We start from the raw sequence: 21,197 nt of genomic DNA on the forward strand, positions 1-21,197 counted from the left end.
ATCACAATTTGCCGACCCCCGCGAAAACTTCGTGGGTTTCTTGCTGTTGAAAGGAGATGGGCGTGGATGAGGTCGTAACACAGGTGGGAGCATATGCCCCGCTGATCATAAATGCAGTCAAGGCGCTTGTCGTTCTGATTCTGGGCTGGATTGTCGCTGGGGCAATCGGTGGCATGGTGCGTCGCCGGATCAACTCGACCCCGCATATCGATCCCACACTCGGGAATTTTGTGGCGAGCCTCGTCAAGTGGGTCATTCTGGCCATGGTGCTGGTCGCCGTACTGGGAATTTTCGGGATCCAAGCCACCAGTATCGTCGCCATTCTGGGTGCCGCGTCACTGGCCATTGGTCTGGCGTTACAAGGCACGCTCAGCGATTTGGCGGCCGGGGTCATGCTGGTTGTCTTCCGGCCCTACAAGCTGGGTCAATATGTGGATATTGGCGGCACGGCCGGGACCGTTAAAGACCTGAATCTGTTTACCACCGAGTTGGTAACTCCTGATAACGTACAGATCATTGTTCCCAACGGTCAGTCGTGGGGTTCGATCATCACCAACTACTCGGCGCATGACACGCGACGTGTCGATCTGGTGTTCGGCATTGACTATGGCGACAGCGCCGACAAGGCCATGCAGATCATTTTGGATGTGGCCAAAGCTGACAGCCGTATTCACGGTGATCCTGAACCATGGGTCCGGGTTACGAACCTTGGTGACAGTTCAGTAGATCTGACTGCGCGGCTTTGGTGCGATGCGGCTGATTATTGGGACGTCAAATTCGAGATTACGAAAGCGATCAAGGAAGCCTTTGACGACAAGAATATCTCGATCCCTTATCCCCATTCGGTGGAAATTCAGAAACAGGGGTGACGGCTCCCGCCCGTCGATCGGGCATTGGAAATGCCCTCCTCCCTTTGGGCCAGGCACCGCGCAATGCGCGGTGCTTTTTTTGTGAGCCGAGGTTGAGCCAAAAAAAGCGCCGCGCTTGGGGCGCGACGCTGTGATTTGGTCTGTAAGGTGCCCCGGGAGAAAGGCGCAGTCAGAGGCCGGAACGCTCTTAGTTGAGCAGCGTCGTCGGGTCGACCACATCGATGTTGAGGGCAGCACCGACCGCTTCGTAAGTCAGCTTGCCGGCGTGGACATTCAGACCTGCCAGCAGGTGTGCGTCGTCCTTGCAGGCCTGTTTCCAGCCCTTGCTTGCCAGCGACAACATGAACGGCATGGTCGCGTTGCCCAATGCGATAGTGGACGTGCGCGCAACCGCGCCGGGCATGTTCGCAACGCAGTAGTGCATGATGCCGTCCACTTCGTAAACCGGATCGGCGTGCGTGGTGGCTTTCGAGGTTTCGAAGCAGCCGCCCTGGTCGATTGCAACGTCTACCAAAGCCGCGCCAGGCTTCATGGCCGACAGCTGCTCGCGCGAGATCAGCTTCGGAGCAGCAGCGCCCGGGATCAGGACTGCACCAATGACCATGTCGGCGTCCTGAATCAGCTCAGCGGTGGCACCGGCAGTCGAGTATTGGTTCTTGAATTGTCCGCCAAACACGTCGTCCAGATAACGCAGGCGCGGCAGAGAGCGGTCCAGAACGGTGACGTCAGCACCCATACCGGCAGCGATCTTGGCTGCGTGCGTACCAACGACGCCGCCGCCGATCACGATGACTTTGGCCGGGCCCACACCGGGAACGCCGCCCATCAGGACGCCGCGGCCGCCATTGGCCTTCTGCAGAGTCCACGAACCGACCTGAGGAGCCAGACGGCCCGCAACTTCTGACATCGGCGCCAGCAGCGGCAGACCGCCGTTGGAGTCGGTCACGGTTTCATACGCAATTGCGGTACAACCGGATTCCAGTAGGTCATGGGTTTGATCCGGGTCGGGTGCCAGGTGCAGATAGGTGAACAGCAATTGGCCTTCGCGCAGCATCTTGCGTTCGCCAGCCTGAGGTTCTTTGACCTTTACGATCATGTCGGCTGTGGCGAACACTTCTTCTGCGGTGTCGATGATGCGCGCGCCTGCTGCGACATAGGCGTCATTGTCAAAACCGGCGCCAATGCCTGCACCGGTTTCGATCAGCACTTCGTGACCACGTGCTACCGCTTCCTGAGCGGCGTTGGGCGTCATACCGACGCGGAATTCCTGAGGTTTGATTTCCTTGGGGCAACCGATTTTCATGGGGTTCTCCGTTTATAAACTGCTTAAATTATGTGCAGTTTGCGGTGCAATTTCTGTGAAAGAAAACGTGCCTTCTGAATTTTCTTTGGAAGAATTTCCTGTAAACTACGAAAAATTTGCAAAGGACTTGCGCCAATGGGCTTGGATACGACTGATAGAAAGATTCTGGGGGCGCTTCAGAAAAACGGCCGGATGTCGAATTCGGAATTGTCGGAACAGGTCAACCTGTCCCCATCTGCCTGCCATCGGCGGGTACAGCGCCTTGAGGTTGATGGGTTTATCCGCAACTACGTGGCACTGCTGGATGCACGCAAAATGAACGTCCCAACAACGGTCTTTGTCGAGATCACGCTGCAAGGTCAGGCCGAGGAGGTTTTGGATTCGTTTGAAAAAGCAGTGGCGCGCATTCCTGACGTATTGGAATGTCACCTGATGGCCGGGACGGCGGACTATATCCTGAAGGTGGTGGCGGAAAACACCGAGGATTTTGCCCGCATCCACCGGCAATACCTGTCGCGATTGCCCGGGGTGGCGCAGATGCAAAGCTCATTTGCTTTGCGTACTGTGTTCAAGACCACCGCTTTGCCGGTCTGATCTTCAGGCGGGGCCGGGATAGGTGAAAAACAACAGATGCACCAAATTGAAGCCGAAATGCATCGCAACAGGCACCCAAAGCCTTTGGGTTGCATAATACCCCAATCCACACGCCAACCCGAGGATGGAAGCAAAGACCACCAGTGCCGGACCTCCGGCGAAATGGGCCAGTCCGAACAGCAAACTGGCCGTAACCACTCCACCCACGGCGCCCAAACGTGACGCGATGGCGGACTGTAGGTATCCGCGAAAGAAGGCTTCTTCTGTGAGGCAGGTCAGAAACAGGTTGGACAGGACAAAGATCAGCCACCAGGGCGGGATCGAAAACTCTGGTTGTACCGCGCCGAGGGCAAGACCCAAAAGAAACAGCCCGGGTAAAAGCAGAAGCCCTGCGACCAAAGGACCAGTCTTTGACTGAATCGCGCAATGAAGCATCCCGGGCCACGCCAGTAGAACGGCGAAGAAGACCATCGGTTTGTCCAGATTCAGGTGCATTGTGAAACCGACGCTACCAGCACCAGCCTGCACCTGATCCAGCACTTTCAGGTTTTGAAATCCGGGCAGAAGATGCGCCCCCATGGCCAGACACCACAGGATCAAAAGCGTATGTCCGGCAAATGCAGCCCCACCTTTCAGATGCAGTAGCAAGGCGGCTCCGGCCAGCCCACAGACCACAGCGGCGACTGCCACAGGTGTCATCAGCCCGGTTGCCGCGGCAATGCTTGCAAACAGAACCAGCAGGGACAACGCGATGGCTGTGCGCCCCAAAAGAGCGGTCACTTGAGCTGCAATCAGGATCAGCCAAGGCCATGTTGCTGGCAACAAAGAGAGAAAGAATGTCACGGGCCATGTATCCTGTAGGTCCAGACAGTCTTGCCGCACAAAATCGAGGCAATGCAAGCATTCAACAGAACGCGCGCTCTAGGATGCGGCCTTGCGTCAAATCTTACGCTTGTATCCTCTGGGCCGGGCGTTCACATTTAGGGAAAGACCACATACCCGTGCCTGTCTGGAATTACGGACGGTTTGGTGGCTGCTGGCGTTATCGCCTTTGCATCAATTTATCTGATGACATCAGGCGGTTACACAGGCCCGATATGGTTCGAACCCGATGACTAAAAAAGGAGCTGACCTTGGCTTACGAAAACAACGGTGGCACCAAAGACTGGCTTGAAGCCGAACTGGAAGACACGCTGGACGAAGATTTCGAGATCGAATTCAGCGAGCCGATGCTTTCTATGGAAGTAAGGAAAATCTATCGGGAACAACACCCGGATATGCTGGATCGCAAGGTCTATTTCCGCAATCTGCTGCGGCTGCAGGCTGAACTGATCAGGGTTCAGGACTGGGTTCAGCATACAGGGGCCAAGGTCTGTATTCTGTTCGAAGGCCGTGACAGCGCAGGCAAGGGGGGCGTGATCAAGCGGATCACCCAGCGCCTGAACCCGCGTGTCGCGCGCGTGGTCGCCTTGCCGGCGCCCAGCCGCCGCGAACAGAGTCAGTGGTATTTCCAGCGTTACGTGCCGCATCTGCCCGCAGCGGGTGAAATCGTGTTGTTCGACCGGTCATGGTACAACCGCGCCGGGGTCGAACGGGTGATGGGCTTTGCGTCCGAGGATCAGGTCGAACAGTTCTTTCAGGACGTTCCCGAATTCGAACGGATGCTGGTACGATCAGGGATTATTCTGCTGAAATACTGGTTCTCGATCACCGATGAAGAGCAGCAATTGCGATTCCTCATGCGTATTCACGACCCGATGAAACAGTGGAAGCTGTCGCCGATGGATCTGGAATCCCGCATCCGCTGGGAATCCTATACCAAGGCGAAAGAGGATATGCTTTTCCGAACCAATATTCCCGAAGCCCCTTGGTACATTGTCGAAGGCAATGACAAAAAGCGCGAGCGGTTGAACTGTATCGAGCACCTTTTGACCAAGGTTCCCTACACGGATGTGCCGCAGGAAAAGGTCAATCTGCCTGATCGCCGGTATAACCCGGAATACGAGCGCCGTGTTCTGCCAGATGAGCTATACGTGCCAAAGGTTTACTGAAGGCAGTGGATCGGGGCAGTGTATCTGCCCCGATCCGGAATTTTGTCAGGCCGCTTCCATCATGCAGCCAAAATCGTAAAAGTTGAACACGTAGGTGTCACCGGTGTCTTCTTCTGCTGCGACAGGGCAGGCATCGACGGTTTCTTCGACCGGGCCTGTGTCTTCGACCACAACAACATCCATGTCGTCTTCGGCGGGATCGGTTGGAACCATATCCTCTTCTTCCCAGTCGAATTCATCGAAGCGCGTCTGAAGCTCTTCTATGAACGCCTCCAATTCGGCGCGGAAGGCAGCTAGGTCGAAACATCCGCTATCCGGCTCTTCCGGTTCCGCGACATCGGTGTCTGGCGTTTCGGTTCCGGGCTCTTCCGGTTCCGCGACATCGGTGTCTGGCGTTTCGGTTCCGGGTTCTTCCGGCTCCGCGACATCGGTGTCAGGTGTTTCGGTTCCGGGTTCTTCCGGTTCCGCGACGTCGGTGTCTGGCGTTTCGGTTCCCGGTTCTTCCGGCTCCGCGACATCGGTGTCAGGTGTTTCGGTTCCGGGTTCTTCCGGCTCTGCGACATCGGTGTCAGGTGTTTCGGTTCCGGGTTCTTCCGGCTCTGCGACATCGGTGTCTGGCGTTTCGGTTCCGGGTTCTTCCGGTTCTGCGACATCAGTGTCTGGCGTTTCGGTTCCCGGTTCTTCCGGTTCGACAACCTCTTCAGTGGGGGGTGTTGGTACAGGCGGAACTGGAGTGTTGCCGTTGTCCAACATCACGGCTGCGTCGGTTGCAGCAAAGTTCTGAGTGACCATTACCGCGTCGAAACCTTGCATGTCGCCGGTTTCAATACCGATGCCGATGTACTCGAAGTCGGGGTTCAGAATATTCGCGCGGTGTCCCGGGCTGTTCATCAGGTTCTGATGCAACTGGGCGACGTCATCGCTGATGCCGGGTGCGCCGCGTTCCGATTGCCAGGCAATGTTTTCGCCAGTACGCCAGTTGCCTTCCAGATCAAGGCCTGCCGCCTCCATCCGCTGTGTCGCGCTGGAACCGCCCGAACCCGTGTGACTGAACGTGTCTGTGTTCAGCATCCACGTACTGTGATCTTCGGATGAGTCATTCAACTGGGTTTCCAGCTGTAGCGTGTTTAGACCGCGAGCGGTACGCTCAGCATTGATAAGTGTCAGCATTTCTTGCTCGATTGAACTTGCAGTCGACATGGTAGCCTCCGTTTTTTGGTGTCGTCTGATTGGACGAGGCCAGTTACATGCGGCTTGTAGAGATCAGATAGGGGTGCTGAAGTTTTAGGCGAATTCTGGCGGGGCGATGCTACCAATACGGGATTCGCTGCGCTGTAAAATGCCGGGCAAAATGTTGCTGGTGTTGAAATGGCGGCTTGTCGCACACCCAACAGGACGAGTCGGCGGATTAAATCCGAGCCCTGAAACGACAAACCCCCGGGCGATGCCTCGGGGGTCGTCAAATAGTGTCATCCAAAGCTGGACGAGTGAGGTTTTAGAGCAAACCTTCGCGCTGTGCTTTCTTACGTGCCAGTTTACGGGCACGGCGGATCGCTTCAGCTTTCTCGCGCGCTTTTTTCTCGGACGGTTTCTCGAAATGTTGCTTGAGCTTCATTTCGCGGAACACGCCTTCGCGCTGCAGCTTTTTCTTCAGGGCACGAAGCGCCTGATCGACGTTATTGTCGCGAACACTAACCTGCATGTGGTTGTCACCACCTTTCTAGATAGAGTTGCAAGGAAATTGCAGGAATTGGCCGTATAGCAAAGCCGGTGTATCTTGTCTAGTACTGGGCCCGACAACCGGAGAACTGCCATGACGACCACATATGAAGATGCAAAACAGCAGCTTTTGGATGCGATGCTGATCCATGTTCCCTTCGATGGCTGGTCGGAAACCAGTTTTCGCGCTTCCATTTCCGACTGTAGCCTGGATGACGGTTTGGCCCGCGCGATTTGTCCACGTGGGGCGGTTGATCTGGCACTGGCCTATCATGCGCGCGGCGATCAAGCGATGCTGGACCGTATCAAGTCCGAAGACCTGAGCGGATTGAAATTCCGCGACAAGATTGCTGCTGCGGTTCGGTTCCGGTTGCAGGCGGTCGAGGACAAGGAGCTGGTGCGCCGCGGTATGACGCTGTTTTCCCTGCCAACCCATGCGGCAGACGGTGCCAAGGCTGTTTGGCAGACCTGCGATCTGATCTGGGACACGCTGGGCGATACTTCGGATGACGTGAACTGGTACACGAAACGGGCCACACTGTCGGGTGTCTATTCCTCGACTTTGTTGTTCTGGCTGGGCGATGATAGCCCCGACCATCAGCTGACGTGGGAATTTCTGGATCGTCGAATCGCAAATGTCATGGAGTTCGAGAAGCTCAAGGCACAGGTGCGCGACAATCCGGTCTTGAAGCCGTTTCTAGCGGTTCCGAACTGGCTGGCGGGTCAGGTGAAAGCTCCGGTGAAAATGCGAGCCGATCTTCCTGGCATGTTGAACCCCCGAAAGTAGCGCGCCTTGTTGCTGGGCCTTGGCCCTGATGCCTGCTAGGCATTGCGCAAAGGAGGTGCCTATGACCCAGATGATGCGCGCTGTTGAGATCACCGAATCGGGTGGTCCGGATGTATTGCAACTGACCGAGCGTCCTGTTCCCAAACCGGGTGAAGGACAGGTGGTGTTGAAAGTGGCCTATGCCGGGGTGAACCGTCCTGATGCGCTGCAGCGCGCAGGGGCCTATGATCCGCCGCCGGGTGCTAGCGACCTTCCGGGGCTTGAGGCGTCAGGAGAGGTGGTCTCGGTCGGTGCGGGGGTCGAAGGGCTGTCGGTCGGCGATCAGGTTTGTGCGTTGCTGCCGGGCGGAGGCTATGCCGAATACGTGGCTACGCCCGCCACTCATTGCCTGCCGGTCCCTGCGGGCATGGGGCTGAAAGAAGCGGCTTGCCTGCCCGAGACCTTTTTTACTGTCTGGTCCAACGTGTTCGCGCGTGGTGGTCTGAAGGCGGGCGAGCGGTTTCTGGTCCATGGCGGCTCCAGCGGGATCGGTACAACGGCAATCCAATTGGCCAATGCCTTTGGTGCACGCGTTTTTGCGACGGCAGGGTCGGACGAGAAATGTGAGGCTTGCGTCAAGCTGGGCGCAGAGAAAGCAATCAACTATCGCGATGAGGATTTCGTGGCAGCCATGCGTGCCGAGGGCGGTGCGAACCTGATCCTTGATATGGTGGGCGGCGATTACATACCGCGCAACGTCAAGGCGTTGGCTGAGGATGGGCGTCTGGTTCAGATTGCTTTCCTGCAAGGACCGGTGGTCGAGCTGAACTTTGCCCTGATGATGGTCAAACGTCTGACCTTGACCGGCAGCACCCTGCGCCCGCAGAGCGATTTGGCCAAGGCCAGGATTGCGCTGGACCTGCGCGAGGCCGTTTGGCCTCTGTTGGAGGCCGGAAAGGTTGCGCCCGTTATGGATAGCGAATTTGATCTGGCCGAGGCTGCTGCTGCCCATGAACGCATGGAAAGCTCTGGCCATATCGGCAAGATCGTCCTCAACGTTGCGGGCTAAGTATTGAATGCGCGGGCTTGTCCCGCGTCTTCACGCCACGGCACGGCGGTACAGATGCCATGTGGCGTGACCCAGAACCGGCATCACCACGATAAGACCCAACAGCATCGGCAGGGCGCCCAGAAACAGAAGGGCGGCCACGATGAACCCCCAGCTCAGGATGACGCCAGGGTTCTGACGCAGAACGCGAAACGATGTCACAACCGCCACCGGCAGCCCCACTTTGCGATCCAGCAACAAAGGAAAGCTGACAACGCTGACCGCCAGTGCGCAAAGAGCAAACACAAAGCCCACTGCGGTTCCTACGGCAATCATCGTCCATCCAGCAGCGGTGGTGAATACCTGCTCGGCGAAAGCGCCAAGTGTTGCCGGTATTTCAGGACCCATAATGTAGGTGTGAATGGTCTGTGCGACCATCAGCCAGATCAACAGCAGCATGACCAGATAGAACCCCAGCACAAGAATTGCGCCGAAAGATGGTGATCTGAACACGCCGAACGCGTCCAACCAATGCACAGGTTTGCCCTGTTCGCGTTTGCGGCTGATCTCGTACAAGCCCACAGCGGCGACAGGTCCGATCAGGGCAAAGCCCGCGACCAGAGGGGCCAAAAGAGGCACCAAGTTCATATTCAGGGCAAACCCGAACATCAAAAGCCCGGCGATCGGGTAGATGAGGATGATGAACACAGCATCCGCCCGCGTTTCGATAAAGTCGTTATACCCCGCGCGCAGACAGGCGCGAAGGTCTTGCAGCGTCAAGGTCTGCACCATCGGCAGCTCTTTGGCATCCGCGCTGCCCAGGCGCGAGACGCTTTCAGTAACATGATCACCGGCCGCCCCCAGATTTCGGGCGGTCCAGCTGATCGGATTTCCGATTGTTTTGGCCATTTTGCTCCCCTTCCCTGGCGAAAACTGCGCCGCGGGGCGGATCCGGCACCAAGTTGACCGTGGCCGGACCAGTCGGCAACGCCTGGCGACATTATAGCACAGTTTCGCGGAATCCCGATCAATACTGTGGCACCGGACGGATTGCCCTGTATCGCAGTCATGTTAGCTTGAGGGCAGGCAAGAGGAGGTCAGGATGCAGCAAACAGCGAAAACGGTTGTAATTCATAAGTTCGGCGGGCCCGAAGTTCTGCGGATCGAAGACAGGTCACTGAGCGACCCCGGACCGGGCGAAATCCGTATTCGACACGAAGCCTGCGGTTTGAATTTTATCGATGTATATCAACGCACTGGTTTGTACCCGCTCGATCTTCCTCATGCTTTGGGCATGGAGGCAGCGGGCGTTGTGGAAGTTGTGGGAGAAGGGGTTACACATCTGCAACCGGGGCAGCGGGCCGCTTATGCCGCTGCGCCGCCGGGGGCCTATTGCGAGGCACGTGTGATGCCAGCGGCGCAGGTTTGCCCGCTGCCGGATGACATCACGTTTCAAGCCGCTGCGGCGATGATGCTGAAGGGTTTGACCGTGGAATACCTGTTTCACAGGACCACTCCGCTGAAGCGCGGGGATACGGTCCTGTTTCACGCAGCAGCAGGTGGAGTAGGCCTGATTGCCTGCCAATGGGCAAAATCCGAAGGGATCACCCTGATTGGGACGGCAGGAACGGATGAGAAATGCAGTCTGGCCCGGTTCAATGGCGCCGCGCATTGCATCAATTACCGAACCGAGAATTTTGCCGAGCGTGTGGCTGAGATCACCAAAGGGCAGGGCGTGGACGTGGTGATGGATTCGGTCGGGGCGGACACATTTGAAGGGTCGCTGGATTGTCTGAAACCGCTGGGCATGATGATTTCGTTCGGCAATGCCTCAGGTCCGGTGCCACCTTTCAACATCGGTGTTCTGGGCCAGAAAGGATCGCTTAAGATCACACGCCCCACTCTGTTCACACATATCGCGGATCATACGGTGTGCCAGGCGATGGCGCGCCGTCTCTTCGGTAAAGTTGAAGGAGGAGAGGTCAAGATCCATGTGGATCAACGCTTTGCGCTTGATCAAGTTGCTGATGCGCATCGTGCCCTTGAGGCCCGGCAGACAACCGGCAGCACAATATTGGACACCTGAAAAGCGACCCGGCTGAAAAGCCGGGTCCAATCTGCTCAATCGATGAGCGTCAGAACCGATAAGCGGCCCGGATTTGCAGTGTTGTCGCGTCAACATCGACGCCGCTTGCATTGAAATTACTGAACTCGTGGTAAAGCAGCTCTCCGGCGATGCTCACATTAGGAGCCACGATCTGCTCGTAGCCTGCGCCAATGAACCAGCCATCGTCGCTGCCAAGAGTGTCTGTTCCTGCTTCGGCATACCCGGCAATTCCATAGAGCAGACCTTGCGGATTCACCTTGTATCCTGCGCGAGCCTTCAAACGCCAGACATCTTCAACCGTAGCGGCACCAGACAGATCCACGTCCGACCAGTCATAGTCGAAACCACCACCGACAACCCAGTCACCCAGATCATAGTCATAGCCCAGGATAATACCGCCGATTACGCCGTCGCCGTCGACGCCGGCCACGTTGGTGTCCACGTCGGCGTAACCCAGTTGCAGACCGCCATAGAACCCCGTCCAGTTGCCCGAGGATTGCGCCATGGCCGATCCTGCAACAACGGTCGCTGCGGTCGTGATGAGAGCCAGTTTCTTCAATGTCATCTCATATCCTTTCGGTTATCACTCTGCTCCAGTGAGATATTGCTCACTTATGAAGGTGGATACGATCCTGGTGGGGCGCCGGATCATTCAAAATGTGCACCCCTACGTTTCTGACTGTTGGGAAACGTCGACGTCCTCAAAAACCAGGGCGCTATTGATACTGAAAAGGTAGGAAGAGATGAGGGATCTTCAAACGACATGCGGCGGCGGAACATTCCGCCGCCGACACGCCTGATATTTTCAGCGGATTATTGCTCTTGCAGTTCCGCGGGGGTCTTGTCAGAAATGTCATCCCAGTTTGCGCTTGCGCTTTCGATGAAGCCCGGGATGTCGCCTTCCCAGCGTTCCTGGATGTCTTGCGACAGGTTCAGGTACAGCTTGTTGTCAACGATTTTCCAGTGGTTCGGGTCGCCGTCAAACTTGAAGCCCATGGCTGTACCGAAGGCACAGTAACCGCCGTAGGCAGGCAGGTATGCTTCGGGGTTGGCTTCGAAGGCAGCTTTGTTTTCTTCCGACGAGAAACGGTACATCGCGTCGTTGTGCAGTGTGGTGATGCGATAGTCGCCCTTGGTTGCTTCGCCAGCGGTGAAATAGGCAACCGGGTCATAACCCTGCATCGCCAGACCAGTCGAGCTTGCGTTGATTTCCACGCCTGCGGCCAGGGTCGAAGTTGCCAGCGCGACAGACAGGGCGACGCCGCCGATCAGAGATTTAAAAGTGTTCATTGCTTCACCTTTCGTGAATGGAGCCTCGTCAGAGTAAGAGCACAGGCCCCGGTTGTTGTCCTGTGCGGCCCGTAATTGACCGTCACGAAAGCGATCTGGGAAATGAGGTGATCACGTTCAAAGCAATGAATTGTGATTGTGCAGCAGCAAAGATGTTCTGTGCAAAAATGCAAAGTTAGCTGATTGCGTCAGGCACAAGATCCAGCACAAACGCGATGACTTTACTGGCGGGCATTTCACAGGGCCGCAGCAAAGCGCCGCTGTTGCGTGTCTGGTACAGGTTCAGGCTGATATAATCAGGACCGCCGCGTTCATGGGCCACCAGCTTGTGCGATTTGCCACCCGCCATGCTGTGACGCACAACAAAATAGCTTCGACCGTGCGAAGTACCGATGAAACTGCCCTCTGGCAGTGCAAGAAACGCGGCCAGAAACGCGTCGGTGGCTGTCACGGTTTCCCGATTTTCGGTTCCGTTCCGGCCTTGATCCGCGCCACGTTCGAGCCGTGACGCCAATAGATCAGAAGCGTCAGGATGATCCCAAGGATAAAGGTCGATCCGTTTGTTAGCACCAGCACCCAGGTCGTCGACAGTGCAGCCGCGGCCAGTGCGCCGACCGAAGAAATCCGCCAGATCGCTGCCGCGACCAACCAGCTCAGGCAGCAGGCCACGCCAACGCGCCAGTCCAGCGCCAGCCAGAGCCCCAGAAAGGTTGCCACACCTTTGCCGCCCTTGAAGCCAAGCCAAATCGGAAAGCAATGGCCCAGAAAGGCCATAAGGGCCGCAATTTGGGCTGCATCTTCGCCCGCATAGGCGCGCGCTACCAGAACCGCCACAGCCCCCTTGGCGGCGTCAAAGAGCAGAGTCAGGGCCGCAGCGGCCTTGTTGCCGGTACGCAGCACATTCGTGGCCCCGATATTGCCGGAGCCGATCTCGCGCAGATTGCCCAGACCCATGATCTTGGCCAGGATCAGGCCAAAGGGAATGGAGCCCATTAGATATCCAACCACCGCCCATTGGAGCAGTTCGCTAGTCGAGTTGTCGATCGGGGGCATCAGGAACTCCGAAACACTTCTTTACCTGCCACATAGGTCGAAATGACCTTACCTTGCATCCGCTGGCCGTCAAATGGCGTGTTCTGTGATTTTGATTTTAGCGCAAACCGATCAAGCACAAATGGCACATCCGGGTCGAACAGAACCAGATCTGCCGGGGCGCCATCGGACAGGCGGCCGCTGTCCAGCCCCAACCGTTTTGCGGGATTGAGCGACATGGCCCGGAACAGGGTCGGCAGGTCTAGTTGATCTGCATGATAGAGGCGCAACGCGGCGGGCAGCAGCGTTTCCAAGGCCACGGCACCCGAGGCCGCCTCTTCAAATGGCAATCGCTTGCTTTCTTCGTCCTGAGGGGTGTGCATCGAGCTGATGATGTCGATCAGACCGGATCGGACCGCTTCGATCACCGCTTGACGGTCGTCCTCGGACCGCAGTGGCGGCTTGACCTTGAAGAAGGTACGATAATCGGCCACGTCCAGTTCGTTCAAAGTCAGATGGTGTATCGAGGTGCCAGCGGTGATATCCAGCCCATTGCGCTTGGCCCGTTCCAGCGCGGGCAGGGCGCGGGCAGTGGTGATCTGGTCGGCGTGGTAGGTTGCCCCGGTCATCTCCAGCAAAGCAATGTCGCGGTCCAGGCCCATACGTTCCGCCATTGGCGACACGGCCGGCAGACCGCGTAGGGCTGCGAATTTGCCGCTGGTTACAGCCGCACCGGCGCTGAGTCCCGGGTCCTGAGGGTGGGCGATCACCAACGCATCGCAGGATTTTGCATAGGTCAGCGCACGGGAAAACACCTTGGTATTCGTGATGACATGATCGCAATCGGTAAAGGCGACCGCGCCCGCGTCCTGCAGGAACCCGATTTCGGTCATCTCACGCCCTTCACGCCCTTTGGTCAAAGCGGCCATCGGCAGCATATTGACCGGCGTATCGGCCTGTGCCCGGCGGGTGACGAATTCCAGTGTTTCCGGCGTATCGATGGCGGGGCTGGTGTCAGGGCGCGTAACGATGGTGGTCACACCTCCGGCCGCAGCGGCAAGACCAGCCGATTTGTAACTTTCCTTGTGGCGCTCACCGGGTTCGCAGACCTTGACGCCGATATCGATGATGCCCGGTGCCAGACACTTGCCACCACAATCCACAATCTGCTGGTCAGAATCCGGGGCGTTGCCCTCTCCACGTGCAACGATCCGACCGTTGGATACCTGTAGCCACCCGGTTGTGTCTGTTCCGCCTTCGGGATCGATCAAGCGGGCATTGGTGAAGAGAACAGCAGTCATTTTAAGGCCTCGCGGGCTTGCTCCAGTGCTTTCAGAGCGTCGTCGGGATCGGAAAGATGGTCGATAGAAAAGAAAGGATGACGGTCAAACGACAAACGCCTCCGGGTAACGGAAAAATTCAGGAACTGATTGATCTCCAGTTTTTTGGATTTTCCTATCTTGTTGATTTGCTGCGCGTAATATGTGGCTACAACATTCACACGTTGAGTGCGAAGAAAGCGGTCGGCCCACAGGAAAAATGCAAATCCGATTGTGACAAACAGAATCTTCCACAGCCCTCTGGTCGTTTCCACAAGCCATGGGCTGGTGATCCAGATACCGATCAACAAACCAATCGTGACGAAATACAGCAGGGCCAGACGAGGGGGGAAATACCCCTGATCCGGTCTTCCGACCCATAATACGTTTTCGCCATCCGGGATGCGAGCCTGCCACCATTCTGTTTTCTCGCTCATCGAACACCCCTTTCGATTGCGGCTTTGGTGGCCGCCGGGTCCGCCTGATACTTGATTAGATGCTTGTCGCCGCTCTTGGTGACGATCTGGACAAAGCTGCCCATGGTGTTGATCTTCTCGATCTGGTTCAGCGGCACCTTGCGCGGGCCAGGGCCGGTCAGGGTGGTGTCTGACATTTCCCAGTTGGCAACCAACTCTTCCGAGGCCAGATACCATGCGCGGATGCCAATGGCGACCAGACCTGCAGGGGCTCCTGTCCAGATGTAAGGATTTCCGAACAGCCACAGAACGAGCATGGCACCGGCCATGGCCACAGCGGCCAGCCACGCGTTGGTGCGGATATAGGACCCTTTGTCCGGGGCGAAGATCACAGAATTAGCCATATGATGCCTCCAAGGACCAAAAGCGCTACAAGTGCCAGAATGGCTGACCCGATACGGCGGGGTTGGTCATTCGTTGGGGTAGCTTGCGGGCCCGAGAAGGGTTTGGCGCTTTCGGTTTCGATGGCCTCTCCGGTCCAGTTTGTGGTCTCTTCCGTGAACAGGCCGATCAAGCGGAGACGGGGGTCCAGCCTCAGCGTTGCGGGGCGCTCTTTGAATGCAGCGCTGCGCAGGATCATGACCCAGCCTTCGATTGCGGCCAGAGCGCCCCGGTCCAACTGATCTGCGGACACACCGCACCCTTCGGTCAGGTAGCCGTAAAGTCCGAGGTCTTCGAGATCGGATACCGGGAAGATATCGATGTGGTCAGGGTCCAGCCCGTCGACCCCAAGCACTTGATCGACCGCGCCCGGTTCGCGCAGGAACTTTGCTTCTTCCGGGCGCATGTCCAGAGCAAACAGGCGCAATACGCCGCGTTCGTGGGGGGCGACGGTCAGATCGCTCATGCGGCCTCTCGCAGGTTGCGGGCCAGCAGATCCATCGCTGCCATGCGGACGGCCACGCCCATTTCCACCTGTTCTTGAATAACCGAACGGTTGATGTCGTCGGCCAGCGTGCCGTCGATCTCAACCCCCCGGTTCATCGGGCCAGGATGCATGACGATGGCGTCTGGCTTGGCCTGTGCCAGCTTCGCGGCATCCAGACCGTAGCGGTGATAGTATTCGCGTTCCGAGGGGATGAACCCGCCATCCATCCGCTCTTTCTGAAGACGCAGCATCATGACAACGTCAACGTCCTTCAGACCCTCGTTCATGTCGTCATAAATCTCGGCCCCGAACTCGGCGAATTGTGACGGTACCAGCGTAGGTGGGCCGATTAGGCGAATGCGGTTTTCCATCTTGCCCAGCAGGATCAGATTTGAACGGGCAACGCGGGAATGCGCAACATCGCCGCAAATGGCGATGTTCAGCCGATGCAGACGGCCTTTGGCGCGACGGATGGTCAAGGCGTCCAGCAGGGCCTGCGTGGGGTGTTCATGTTTGCCGTCACCCGCGTTCAGAACGGCGCAATTGACCTTTTGCGCCAGCAGATCGACCGCACCCGAATGGGGATGCCGGACCACCAGCAGATCAGGATGCATCGCGTTTAATGTCATTGCAGTGTCGATCAGGGTTTCACCCTTTTTGATCGAGCTGGCCTGCATTGCCATGTTCATCACATCCGCACCCAGACGTTTACCTGCCAGTTCGAAACTGGCCTGTGTCCGGGTCGAGTTTTCAAAGAACATGTTGATCTGGGTCAGCCCCGACAGCACATCGGAATGCTTGGTCGACTGGCGGTTCATGGCGACATAGGTTTCGGCCAGATCCAGAATTTCGGTGATATCGGATTGGGACAGATGCTCGATGCCAAGAAGGTGACGATGGGCGAAACGCATGGGCGGGCTCCTGTCTGACAATCGCGCCGCTTATAGAAAGCTGTGCGGCCCAAAGCAACCTAAGGTTCCGTGCCCTCTGGCAGTTTTTCGCAGCCGCCCTCGGGCAGGCATTGTTCACCCGGCTTGCACCATTTGCCATAGCCGCAGTCGATGGCTTTGATCGGGACGCAGCCCTGATGGGTCGAGCACTTGAACCCGGTACGGCATTGTGATCCGGTTTCCTCACACAAATACCATCCCGGACGGGAACAGCCCCCGCCAGGCAGGCAGGATGAACCGCGTGCGCAGGTTCTACCATCATCGCATGTGGTTGGTGGCGTTGTGTCCAGTTCGGGTGCGATCCGTTCACACTCGCCACGCCCGTTGCAGAAACTGCCGCCCGGGCAATCCAGACGTGATGTGCACTTGTTCAGGCCTGCGGGCGCACATCTGGTTCCACCGGCCACGCAGCGTTCGAATGGACCGCAGGTGCGACCGCCGCCGCAATACGTGCCGCCCAGCGGAATGCAGTGGCCATCAAAGCTGCATCTTTGTCCACCCGAGCAACAGGTATTGCCGCATTTGAACTGACCCGCACGGCACTGCCCGTGTTTGTCGTGAAACGTGGCCAATGCCGGATCACCGGTGATTGCCAGCACCAATCCGACAAGGAGGAATCGCAAAATTCTGAGCATCGCACCCCGATGGTCGGCGCGACAGAGCGACCGATCAAGCCCTATTCGCTTTCCCTCAGCCCTCAGGCAGGTAAATTATCCGTATGGAATCAGGCTTGGACTATTATTCTGCGCGGGCGCTGCTGGAATGGCAGATCGAACTGGGCGCGACCGAAGCTATCGGGGATGCACCGGTTGACCGGTATGCGTTGCCGGATACGTCGCCCAAGCCCAAGAAAGCAAAAGCCGCGACTGCCGCACCGACAAAGCCCAAGGCAGTTGACCCCGTGGCAACTGCCCTCTCAGTCGCGCAGGCGGCAAGTTCGCTGGACCAGTTGCGCAGCGCGATGGAGGCATTCGAGCAATGTGAACTAAAGCGCGGGGCACGGCAGCTTGTCTTTGCCGACGGCACTCCGGGTGCGCGGGTGATGATCATTGGCGAGGCTCCGGGGCGCGAAGAAGATCGCGAAGGGAAACCCTTTGTTGGTCGCGCAGGTCAATTGTTGGACCGAATGCTGGCAGCGATAGATCTGGATCGTCGTGAGAACGTCTACATTACCAATGTGCTGCCATGGCGACCGCCGCAGAACAGGGATCCCAAACCCGAAGAGATCGGGATGATGAAACCTTTCCTCGAACGCCACGTGGCGCTGGCCAAGCCCGAGGTTCTGGTCGTGATGGGCAATATCAGTTGTCAGGCGGTGCTTGGAAAACGCGGCATTACCCGTTTGCGCGGCAACTGGGATCAGGCGATGGATTTGCCGGTGATCCCGATGTTCCACCCGGCCTATCTGTTGCGTCAGCCGCAGATGAAGCGGCAGGCCTGGGCGGATCTGCTAGAGTTGAAAGCGCGGCTGCGAGGAGCATCATGAAGGTTCTGGCCTTTTCCGATTTGCACATGGCACGTAACCGGGCAGCCGATCTGGTTGCGGCCAGCACCGAGGCTGATCTGGTCATTGGCGCAGGCGATTATTGCAATATGCGGCAGGGTCTGGATGAAGCGATGCAGATGCTTTCGGGGATTGCAGCGCCGTTGGTCCTGATCCCCGGAAATGCCGAAAGTGCAGAAGAACTGGGCGATGCTGCCCCGGAAGGTGTCCATGTCTTGCACGGGTCTGGTATGACCATCGACGGGTTACGCCTGTTTGGCCTGGGCTATGGCGTGCCCCCCACGCCGTTTGGCGATTGGTCCTGTGACTTGACCGAAGGCGCGGCCGCCGAGATGCTCGATAGGTGTGACGCGGCCGATATCCTGATCGTGCATTCACCGCCCAAAGGCTATGGTGACCAGACATCGCAAGGCCTGTCGGTCGGATCGAAAGCTGTGCGAGATGCGATTGAACGTCTGCAGCCCGGGTTCGCGTTTTTTGGTCATGTGCATGAAAGCTGGGGCTATCGCGGATCACTGGGCCAGACGTGCTTGGCCAATCTGGGCCCGACTCCAAGTTGGTTTGAGGTGAATACGTGATCGAGCTCCAGACTTTGCTGGTCTTTGTTCCAGCTGCCTTAGCGCTGAGCCTGACGCCCGGCGCTGATATGATGTTCTGCTTAGGTCAGGGTCTACGGTCGGGTGCCTGGCCCTCTGTCTCGGCAAGCGCCGGGGTGTCTGTGGGCTCTATGATTCATGTCCTGCTTGCGGGTCTTGGGCTAGGGGCTGCGGTGTCTGCTCTGCCTTGGCTTTTTGAAGTGATCCGATGGCTGGGCGCAGCTTATCTGATGTATCTGGCTTGGGGTGCTGTCCGAAACGGCGCTTCGGCAGAGGAAGCACCTGCGCGATCGACACGATTAGCTTTTCGTGACGGGATGTTGGTCAACCTGACCAACCCCAAGGTCATTCTGTTCGTCCTGGCCTTTGTGCCACAATTCGTCGATCCGACTGCGGGTTCGGTCCTGCTGCAGTTCCTGATCTTTGGCCTGATCATCGCGTTTGGCGGGTTCTTGGTGAATGGGTTGGTTGGTATTTTTGCCGGGCGCGCTGGCAGAGTATTGATCGGCAACCCGCGCGCCTCACGTGTTATTGGTTGGATTACAGGTGGTATTTTTGCCGCGCTTGCAGTCCGGCTTGCCATTTTGGAAAGGGCCTGACGCAAGATGTCACGCATCGACGAAAGCAAAAAGTTTATCCCGGTCAAAATCGCCGTCCTGACCGTTTCGGATACAAGGTCGATGGACGAGGATCGCTCGGGCCAGACACTGGTGGGCCGGATCGAAAAGGCGGGCCATGTGGTGGCTGATCGCAAGATCATCCGGGACGAACGCAATCAGATTGCCGATCAACTGCGCGCCTGGGTGGCGGATGATCAGATTGACGCCGTGATTTCGACCGGGGGCACAGGCTTGACAGGGCGCGACGTGACCGTCGAAGCCCATCGGGACGTCTACGAGAAAGAGATCGACGCCTTTGGCACCGTCTTTACGATTGTCTCGATGGAAAAAATCGGCACCTCTGCGGTGCAATCCCGTGCAACGGGGGGCGTTGCCGGTGGCACGTACCTGTTCGCATTGCCGGGCAGCCCGGGGGCCTGCAAGGATGCGTGGGACGGGATACTCGAAAAACAGTTCGATTATCGCCATCGCCCCTGCAATTTTGTGGAAATAATGCCCAGATTGGACGAACATCTGCGACGGAAGTAGACTGGTCGTACGTTCAATTCCGTATAACTGCTTTGTGGCTTGGCATAATTCGTAATCCAGCTACATGTTGGGAACGGCAGCTTGGTGCAACCGGGGTAACTGACTGATGCGATTTCTGCGGCAAAGTCTTGTCGGTGTTTTTCTGGCGTTTCTGACGCTGGCTTTGCTGTTTGTTGCCGCGCAGATCATTTTGGGCGCGGTGCAGGATGTTCTGACACGGGAAGATTCAACACCCCCTTCGCGCGAGAGGGTCTTTGCGGTTGCGGTGCGTCAGGCCGAAGCAGAAACCGTAACCCCCTATCTTGAGGCATTCGGAGAGGTCCAAAGCCGCCGCAGGCTGGAACTGCGCGCAGCGCTGGGCGGGCGCGTGATTGCCCTAGCCGAAGATTTTGAGGACGGCGGTTCGGTTTCGGCGGGTGAGGTATTGGTCGAACTGGACCCTGCGGATGCACAATCTGCTCTGGATCGGGTCAAATCCGATCTTTTGGATGCTCAATTTGAAGAGCGCGATGCCGAACGCTCTTTGCTGCTGGCGCAGGACGAGTTGAAATCGGCCGAAGCGCAGGCAGACCTGCGTGAACGGGCGCTGCAACGTCAGCGTGACCTGCAATCCCGGGGTGTCGGTGCCGCTGCCAGCGTGGAAGAGGCCGACCTGGCCGCGACTTCGGCACAGCAGGCGGTTCTGGCCCGCCGTATCGCGCTGGCGCAGGCAGAATCTCGTGTTGATCAGGCCATGACATTGCAGGCCCGCGCGGTGATCGCATTGGAAGCCGCGGAACGCGACCTTGAGGATATGACAGTTCGGGCGGGTTTTAGCGGCACTTTGACCGATGTGACTCTGGTGGAAGGGCGATTGGTATCAGCCAATGAAAAGCTGGCCGAACTGGTCGATCCCAACGCCCTTGAAGTCGCGTTCCGGGTCTCTACGGCACAGTTTGTCCGCCTGTTGGATGGAAACGACCGCCTGATTAACGGACCAGTTACGGTGTCGCTGGAAGTCACCGGCGCAGATTTGAGCGCGACGGGTCAGATCAGCCGCGACAGCGGCTCTGCCGGAGAAGGACAGACCGGGCGTTTGATCTATGCCCGCCTGCAAGAGGCGTCAGGCTTCAAGCCCGGCGATTTTGTGACCGTTTCGGTTCAGGAGCAGCCGGTCGCAAATGTCTATCGCCTGCCGTCTTCGGTTCTCGATGCATCTGACACTGTACTGGTGCTTGGCGCGGATGACCGGCTGGAAAGCCTGCCTGTGCAATTGATCCGCAGGCAAGGCGACGAGGTTCTGTTGCGGGGCGACGGGCTGGAAGGACGCGAAGTTGTCATTGGGCGCACGCCTCTTCTGGGTTCCGGCGTGCGGGTGCGGCCGTTGCGCGTTGAAGCCGGGGTAGATCCGGACATGGTTGAGTTAAGCCCCTCGAAACGGGCCGCGCTTGTGGCGAAGGTCGAAGCCAGTGAATCCATGCCGCAGAACGAAAAATCACAGCTGCTGGGCCAATTGCAGGAAGCGCGTGTGCCTGCCTCGCTGGTGCGTCGCCTTGAAACCAAGGCTGGGGGCTGAAC

Annotated in this window: 26 protein-coding genes; 11 read left to right on the forward strand and 15 right to left on the reverse strand. The window is 57.7% G+C overall.

The window, feature by feature from the left end; all coding sequences use genetic code 11:
- Positions 1-56: 56 nt before the first annotated feature.
- Positions 57-869: a mechanosensitive ion channel family protein gene (locus tag AC2FLD_RS07985; RefSeq protein ID WP_496668464.1), complete on the forward strand. Its 813-nt coding sequence runs from the start codon at positions 57-59 to the stop codon at positions 867-869.
- A gap of 187 nt (positions 870-1,056) precedes the next feature.
- On the opposite strand, the gene ald is transcribed toward AC2FLD_RS07985, so the two are convergent.
- Positions 1,057-2,172: an alanine dehydrogenase gene (ald, locus tag AC2FLD_RS07990; protein WP_496668466.1), complete on the reverse strand. Its 1,116-nt coding sequence runs from the start codon at positions 2,170-2,172 to the stop codon at positions 1,057-1,059.
- A gap of 135 nt (positions 2,173-2,307) precedes the next feature.
- Here ald and AC2FLD_RS07995 point away from each other — a divergent pair, with 135 nt between their 5' ends.
- Positions 2,308-2,766: an Lrp/AsnC family transcriptional regulator gene (locus tag AC2FLD_RS07995; RefSeq protein WP_496668468.1), complete on the forward strand. Its 459-nt coding sequence runs from the start codon at positions 2,308-2,310 to the stop codon at positions 2,764-2,766.
- A gap of 3 nt (positions 2,767-2,769) precedes the next feature.
- Here AC2FLD_RS07995 and AC2FLD_RS08000 read toward each other — a convergent pair whose 3' ends face one another.
- The gene (locus AC2FLD_RS08000) at positions 2,770-3,609 is read right to left on the reverse strand and encodes a CPBP family intramembrane glutamic endopeptidase (RefSeq protein ID WP_496668470.1); all 840 of its coding nucleotides are present in this window, start codon (positions 3,607-3,609) and stop codon (positions 2,770-2,772) included.
- A 290-nt stretch (positions 3,610-3,899) separates the two neighbouring features.
- On the opposite strand from AC2FLD_RS08000, the gene ppk2 reads away from it, so the two are divergent.
- Positions 3,900-4,817: a polyphosphate kinase 2 gene (ppk2, locus tag AC2FLD_RS08005; protein WP_050603989.1), complete on the forward strand. Its 918-nt coding sequence runs from the start codon at positions 3,900-3,902 to the stop codon at positions 4,815-4,817.
- Positions 4,818-4,862: 45 nt separating this feature from the next.
- Here the strand turns inward: ppk2 and AC2FLD_RS08010 are convergent, their stop codons facing one another.
- Together AC2FLD_RS08010 and rpsU are read right to left on the reverse strand one after the other, a co-directional pair.
- Positions 4,863-6,017 (reverse strand): CAP domain-containing protein, encoded by a 1,155-nt coding sequence (locus AC2FLD_RS08010; RefSeq protein ID WP_496668472.1) that lies wholly within the window; start codon positions 6,015-6,017, stop codon positions 4,863-4,865.
- A 295-nt stretch (positions 6,018-6,312) separates the two neighbouring features.
- Entirely contained in the window at positions 6,313-6,519 is a 207-nt protein-coding gene (gene rpsU / locus AC2FLD_RS08015) for a 30S ribosomal protein S21 (RefSeq protein WP_005614280.1), read from the reverse strand.
- Positions 6,520-6,630: 111 nt separating this feature from the next.
- Between rpsU and AC2FLD_RS08020 the strand changes: the two genes are divergently transcribed.
- Both AC2FLD_RS08020 and AC2FLD_RS08025 read left to right on the forward strand, forming a co-directional pair.
- On the forward strand, positions 6,631-7,323 hold the full coding sequence (locus AC2FLD_RS08020) for a COQ9 family protein (protein WP_496668474.1): 693 nt from the start codon (positions 6,631-6,633) through the stop codon (positions 7,321-7,323).
- 61 nt (positions 7,324-7,384) lie between these two features.
- Complete coding sequence (locus tag AC2FLD_RS08025; RefSeq protein WP_496668476.1) at positions 7,385-8,371, forward strand: NAD(P)H-quinone oxidoreductase; 987 nt, start codon at positions 7,385-7,387, stop codon at positions 8,369-8,371.
- Between the two features lie 30 nt (positions 8,372-8,401).
- Here AC2FLD_RS08025 and AC2FLD_RS08030 read toward each other — a convergent pair whose 3' ends face one another.
- Positions 8,402-9,259, reverse strand: coding sequence for a DUF2189 domain-containing protein (locus tag AC2FLD_RS08030; RefSeq protein WP_496668478.1), 858 nt, complete (start codon positions 9,257-9,259; stop codon positions 8,402-8,404).
- Positions 9,260-9,452: 193 nt separating this feature from the next.
- Here AC2FLD_RS08030 and AC2FLD_RS08035 point away from each other — a divergent pair, with 193 nt between their 5' ends.
- A complete protein-coding gene (locus AC2FLD_RS08035; protein ID WP_496668480.1) occupies positions 9,453-10,436 on the forward strand; it encodes a quinone oxidoreductase family protein in 984 nt (327 codons plus the stop codon).
- Between the two features lie 49 nt (positions 10,437-10,485).
- Here AC2FLD_RS08035 and AC2FLD_RS08040 read toward each other — a convergent pair whose 3' ends face one another.
- The 10 genes from AC2FLD_RS08040 to AC2FLD_RS08085 all read right to left on the reverse strand — a co-directional run bounded on the left by AC2FLD_RS08040 (position 10,486) and on the right by AC2FLD_RS08085 (position 17,027).
- The gene (locus AC2FLD_RS08040) at positions 10,486-11,022 is read right to left on the reverse strand and encodes an outer membrane protein (protein WP_496668482.1); all 537 of its coding nucleotides are present in this window, start codon (positions 11,020-11,022) and stop codon (positions 10,486-10,488) included.
- 248 nt (positions 11,023-11,270) lie between these two features.
- Entirely contained in the window at positions 11,271-11,747 is a 477-nt protein-coding gene (locus AC2FLD_RS08045; protein ID WP_050603996.1) for a YHS domain-containing (seleno)protein, read from the reverse strand.
- Positions 11,748-11,922: 175 nt separating this feature from the next.
- Complete coding sequence (locus tag AC2FLD_RS08050) at positions 11,923-12,198, reverse strand: hypothetical protein (protein WP_496668484.1); 276 nt, start codon at positions 12,196-12,198, stop codon at positions 11,923-11,925.
- Positions 12,195-12,800, reverse strand: coding sequence for a glycerol-3-phosphate 1-O-acyltransferase PlsY (plsY, locus tag AC2FLD_RS08055; RefSeq protein WP_050603998.1), 606 nt, complete (start codon positions 12,798-12,800; stop codon positions 12,195-12,197). Before plsY ends, AC2FLD_RS08050 begins: the two co-directional genes overlap by 4 nt.
- On the reverse strand, positions 12,800-14,080 hold the full coding sequence (pyrC, locus tag AC2FLD_RS08060; protein ID WP_496668486.1) for a dihydroorotase: 1,281 nt from the start codon (positions 14,078-14,080) through the stop codon (positions 12,800-12,802). Before pyrC ends, plsY begins: the two co-directional genes overlap by 1 nt.
- Complete coding sequence (locus AC2FLD_RS08065) at positions 14,077-14,535, reverse strand: hypothetical protein (RefSeq protein ID WP_496668488.1); 459 nt, start codon at positions 14,533-14,535, stop codon at positions 14,077-14,079. The genes pyrC and AC2FLD_RS08065 overlap by 4 nt, the downstream gene beginning before the upstream one ends.
- Entirely contained in the window at positions 14,532-14,918 is a 387-nt protein-coding gene (locus AC2FLD_RS08070; RefSeq protein WP_496668490.1) for a hypothetical protein, read from the reverse strand. Before AC2FLD_RS08070 ends, AC2FLD_RS08065 begins: the two co-directional genes overlap by 4 nt.
- Positions 14,903-15,421: a hypothetical protein gene (locus AC2FLD_RS08075; RefSeq protein ID WP_496668492.1), complete on the reverse strand. Its 519-nt coding sequence runs from the start codon at positions 15,419-15,421 to the stop codon at positions 14,903-14,905. Before AC2FLD_RS08075 ends, AC2FLD_RS08070 begins: the two co-directional genes overlap by 16 nt.
- A complete protein-coding gene (locus AC2FLD_RS08080; protein ID WP_050604003.1) occupies positions 15,418-16,353 on the reverse strand; it encodes an aspartate carbamoyltransferase catalytic subunit in 936 nt (311 codons plus the stop codon). Before AC2FLD_RS08080 ends, AC2FLD_RS08075 begins: the two co-directional genes overlap by 4 nt.
- A 59-nt stretch (positions 16,354-16,412) precedes the next feature.
- Positions 16,413-17,027 (reverse strand): scavenger receptor class F, member 2, encoded by a 615-nt coding sequence (locus tag AC2FLD_RS08085; RefSeq protein ID WP_496668494.1) that lies wholly within the window; start codon positions 17,025-17,027, stop codon positions 16,413-16,415.
- Between the two features lie 83 nt (positions 17,028-17,110).
- Here AC2FLD_RS08085 and AC2FLD_RS08090 point away from each other — a divergent pair, with 83 nt between their 5' ends.
- From AC2FLD_RS08090 to AC2FLD_RS08110, 5 genes are all read left to right on the forward strand, one after another.
- Entirely contained in the window at positions 17,111-17,878 is a 768-nt protein-coding gene (locus AC2FLD_RS08090; protein WP_496668496.1) for a uracil-DNA glycosylase, read from the forward strand.
- A complete protein-coding gene (locus AC2FLD_RS08095; RefSeq protein WP_496668498.1) occupies positions 17,875-18,474 on the forward strand; it encodes a metallophosphoesterase family protein in 600 nt (199 codons plus the stop codon). The genes AC2FLD_RS08090 and AC2FLD_RS08095 overlap by 4 nt, the downstream gene beginning before the upstream one ends.
- The gene (locus tag AC2FLD_RS08100; protein ID WP_496668500.1) at positions 18,471-19,091 is read left to right on the forward strand and encodes a LysE family translocator; all 621 of its coding nucleotides are present in this window, start codon (positions 18,471-18,473) and stop codon (positions 19,089-19,091) included. Before AC2FLD_RS08095 ends, AC2FLD_RS08100 begins: the two co-directional genes overlap by 4 nt.
- Positions 19,092-19,097: 6 nt before the next feature.
- Positions 19,098-19,640, forward strand: coding sequence for a molybdenum cofactor biosynthesis protein B (gene moaB / locus AC2FLD_RS08105; protein ID WP_496668502.1), 543 nt, complete (start codon positions 19,098-19,100; stop codon positions 19,638-19,640).
- 106 nt (positions 19,641-19,746) lie between these two features.
- Positions 19,747-21,195 carry an efflux RND transporter periplasmic adaptor subunit gene (locus AC2FLD_RS08110; protein ID WP_496668504.1) on the forward strand — a complete coding sequence of 483 codons (1,449 nt, stop codon included), beginning with the start codon at positions 19,747-19,749 and terminating at the stop codon, positions 21,193-21,195.
- Positions 21,196-21,197 lie beyond the last annotated feature (2 nt).

The sequence above is a fragment of the Ruegeria sp. CDSA021 genome, from assembly GCF_059612325.1.

Coding starts and splice junctions, on each gene's coding strand:
- AC2FLD_RS07985 (WP_496668464.1), top strand. CDS start 57: ATGGGCGTGGATGAGGTCGTAACACAGGTGGGAGCATATGCCCCGCTG.
- ald (WP_496668466.1), bottom strand. CDS start 2,172: ATGAAAATCGGTTGCCCCAAGGAAATCAAACCTCAGGAATTCCGCGTC.
- AC2FLD_RS07995 (WP_496668468.1), top strand. CDS start 2,308: ATGGGCTTGGATACGACTGATAGAAAGATTCTGGGGGCGCTTCAGAAA.
- AC2FLD_RS08010 (WP_496668472.1), bottom strand. CDS start 6,017: ATGTCGACTGCAAGTTCAATCGAGCAAGAAATGCTGACACTTATCAAT.
- rpsU (WP_005614280.1), bottom strand. CDS start 6,519: ATGCAGGTTAGTGTTCGCGACAATAACGTCGATCAGGCGCTTCGTGCC.
- AC2FLD_RS08020 (WP_496668474.1), top strand. CDS start 6,631: ATGACGACCACATATGAAGATGCAAAACAGCAGCTTTTGGATGCGATG.
- AC2FLD_RS08025 (WP_496668476.1), top strand. CDS start 7,385: ATGACCCAGATGATGCGCGCTGTTGAGATCACCGAATCGGGTGGTCCG.
- AC2FLD_RS08030 (WP_496668478.1), bottom strand. CDS start 9,259: ATGGCCAAAACAATCGGAAATCCGATCAGCTGGACCGCCCGAAATCTG.
- AC2FLD_RS08035 (WP_496668480.1), top strand. CDS start 9,453: ATGCAGCAAACAGCGAAAACGGTTGTAATTCATAAGTTCGGCGGGCCC.
- AC2FLD_RS08040 (WP_496668482.1), bottom strand. CDS start 11,022: ATGACATTGAAGAAACTGGCTCTCATCACGACCGCAGCGACCGTTGTT.
- AC2FLD_RS08045 (WP_050603996.1), bottom strand. CDS start 11,747: ATGAACACTTTTAAATCTCTGATCGGCGGCGTCGCCCTGTCTGTCGCG.
- plsY (WP_050603998.1), bottom strand. CDS start 12,800: ATGCCCCCGATCGACAACTCGACTAGCGAACTGCTCCAATGGGCGGTG.
- pyrC (WP_496668486.1), bottom strand. CDS start 14,080: ATGACTGCTGTTCTCTTCACCAATGCCCGCTTGATCGATCCCGAAGGC.
- AC2FLD_RS08065 (WP_496668488.1), bottom strand. CDS start 14,535: ATGAGCGAGAAAACAGAATGGTGGCAGGCTCGCATCCCGGATGGCGAA.
- AC2FLD_RS08070 (WP_496668490.1), bottom strand. CDS start 14,918: ATGGCTAATTCTGTGATCTTCGCCCCGGACAAAGGGTCCTATATCCGC.
- AC2FLD_RS08075 (WP_496668492.1), bottom strand. CDS start 15,421: ATGAGCGATCTGACCGTCGCCCCCCACGAACGCGGCGTATTGCGCCTG.
- AC2FLD_RS08080 (WP_050604003.1), bottom strand. CDS start 16,353: ATGCGTTTCGCCCATCGTCACCTTCTTGGCATCGAGCATCTGTCCCAA.
- AC2FLD_RS08085 (WP_496668494.1), bottom strand. CDS start 17,027: ATGCTCAGAATTTTGCGATTCCTCCTTGTCGGATTGGTGCTGGCAATC.
- AC2FLD_RS08090 (WP_496668496.1), top strand. CDS start 17,111: ATGGAATCAGGCTTGGACTATTATTCTGCGCGGGCGCTGCTGGAATGG.
- AC2FLD_RS08095 (WP_496668498.1), top strand. CDS start 17,875: ATGAAGGTTCTGGCCTTTTCCGATTTGCACATGGCACGTAACCGGGCA.
- moaB (WP_496668502.1), top strand. CDS start 19,098: ATGTCACGCATCGACGAAAGCAAAAAGTTTATCCCGGTCAAAATCGCC.
- AC2FLD_RS08110 (WP_496668504.1), top strand. CDS start 19,747: ATGCGATTTCTGCGGCAAAGTCTTGTCGGTGTTTTTCTGGCGTTTCTG.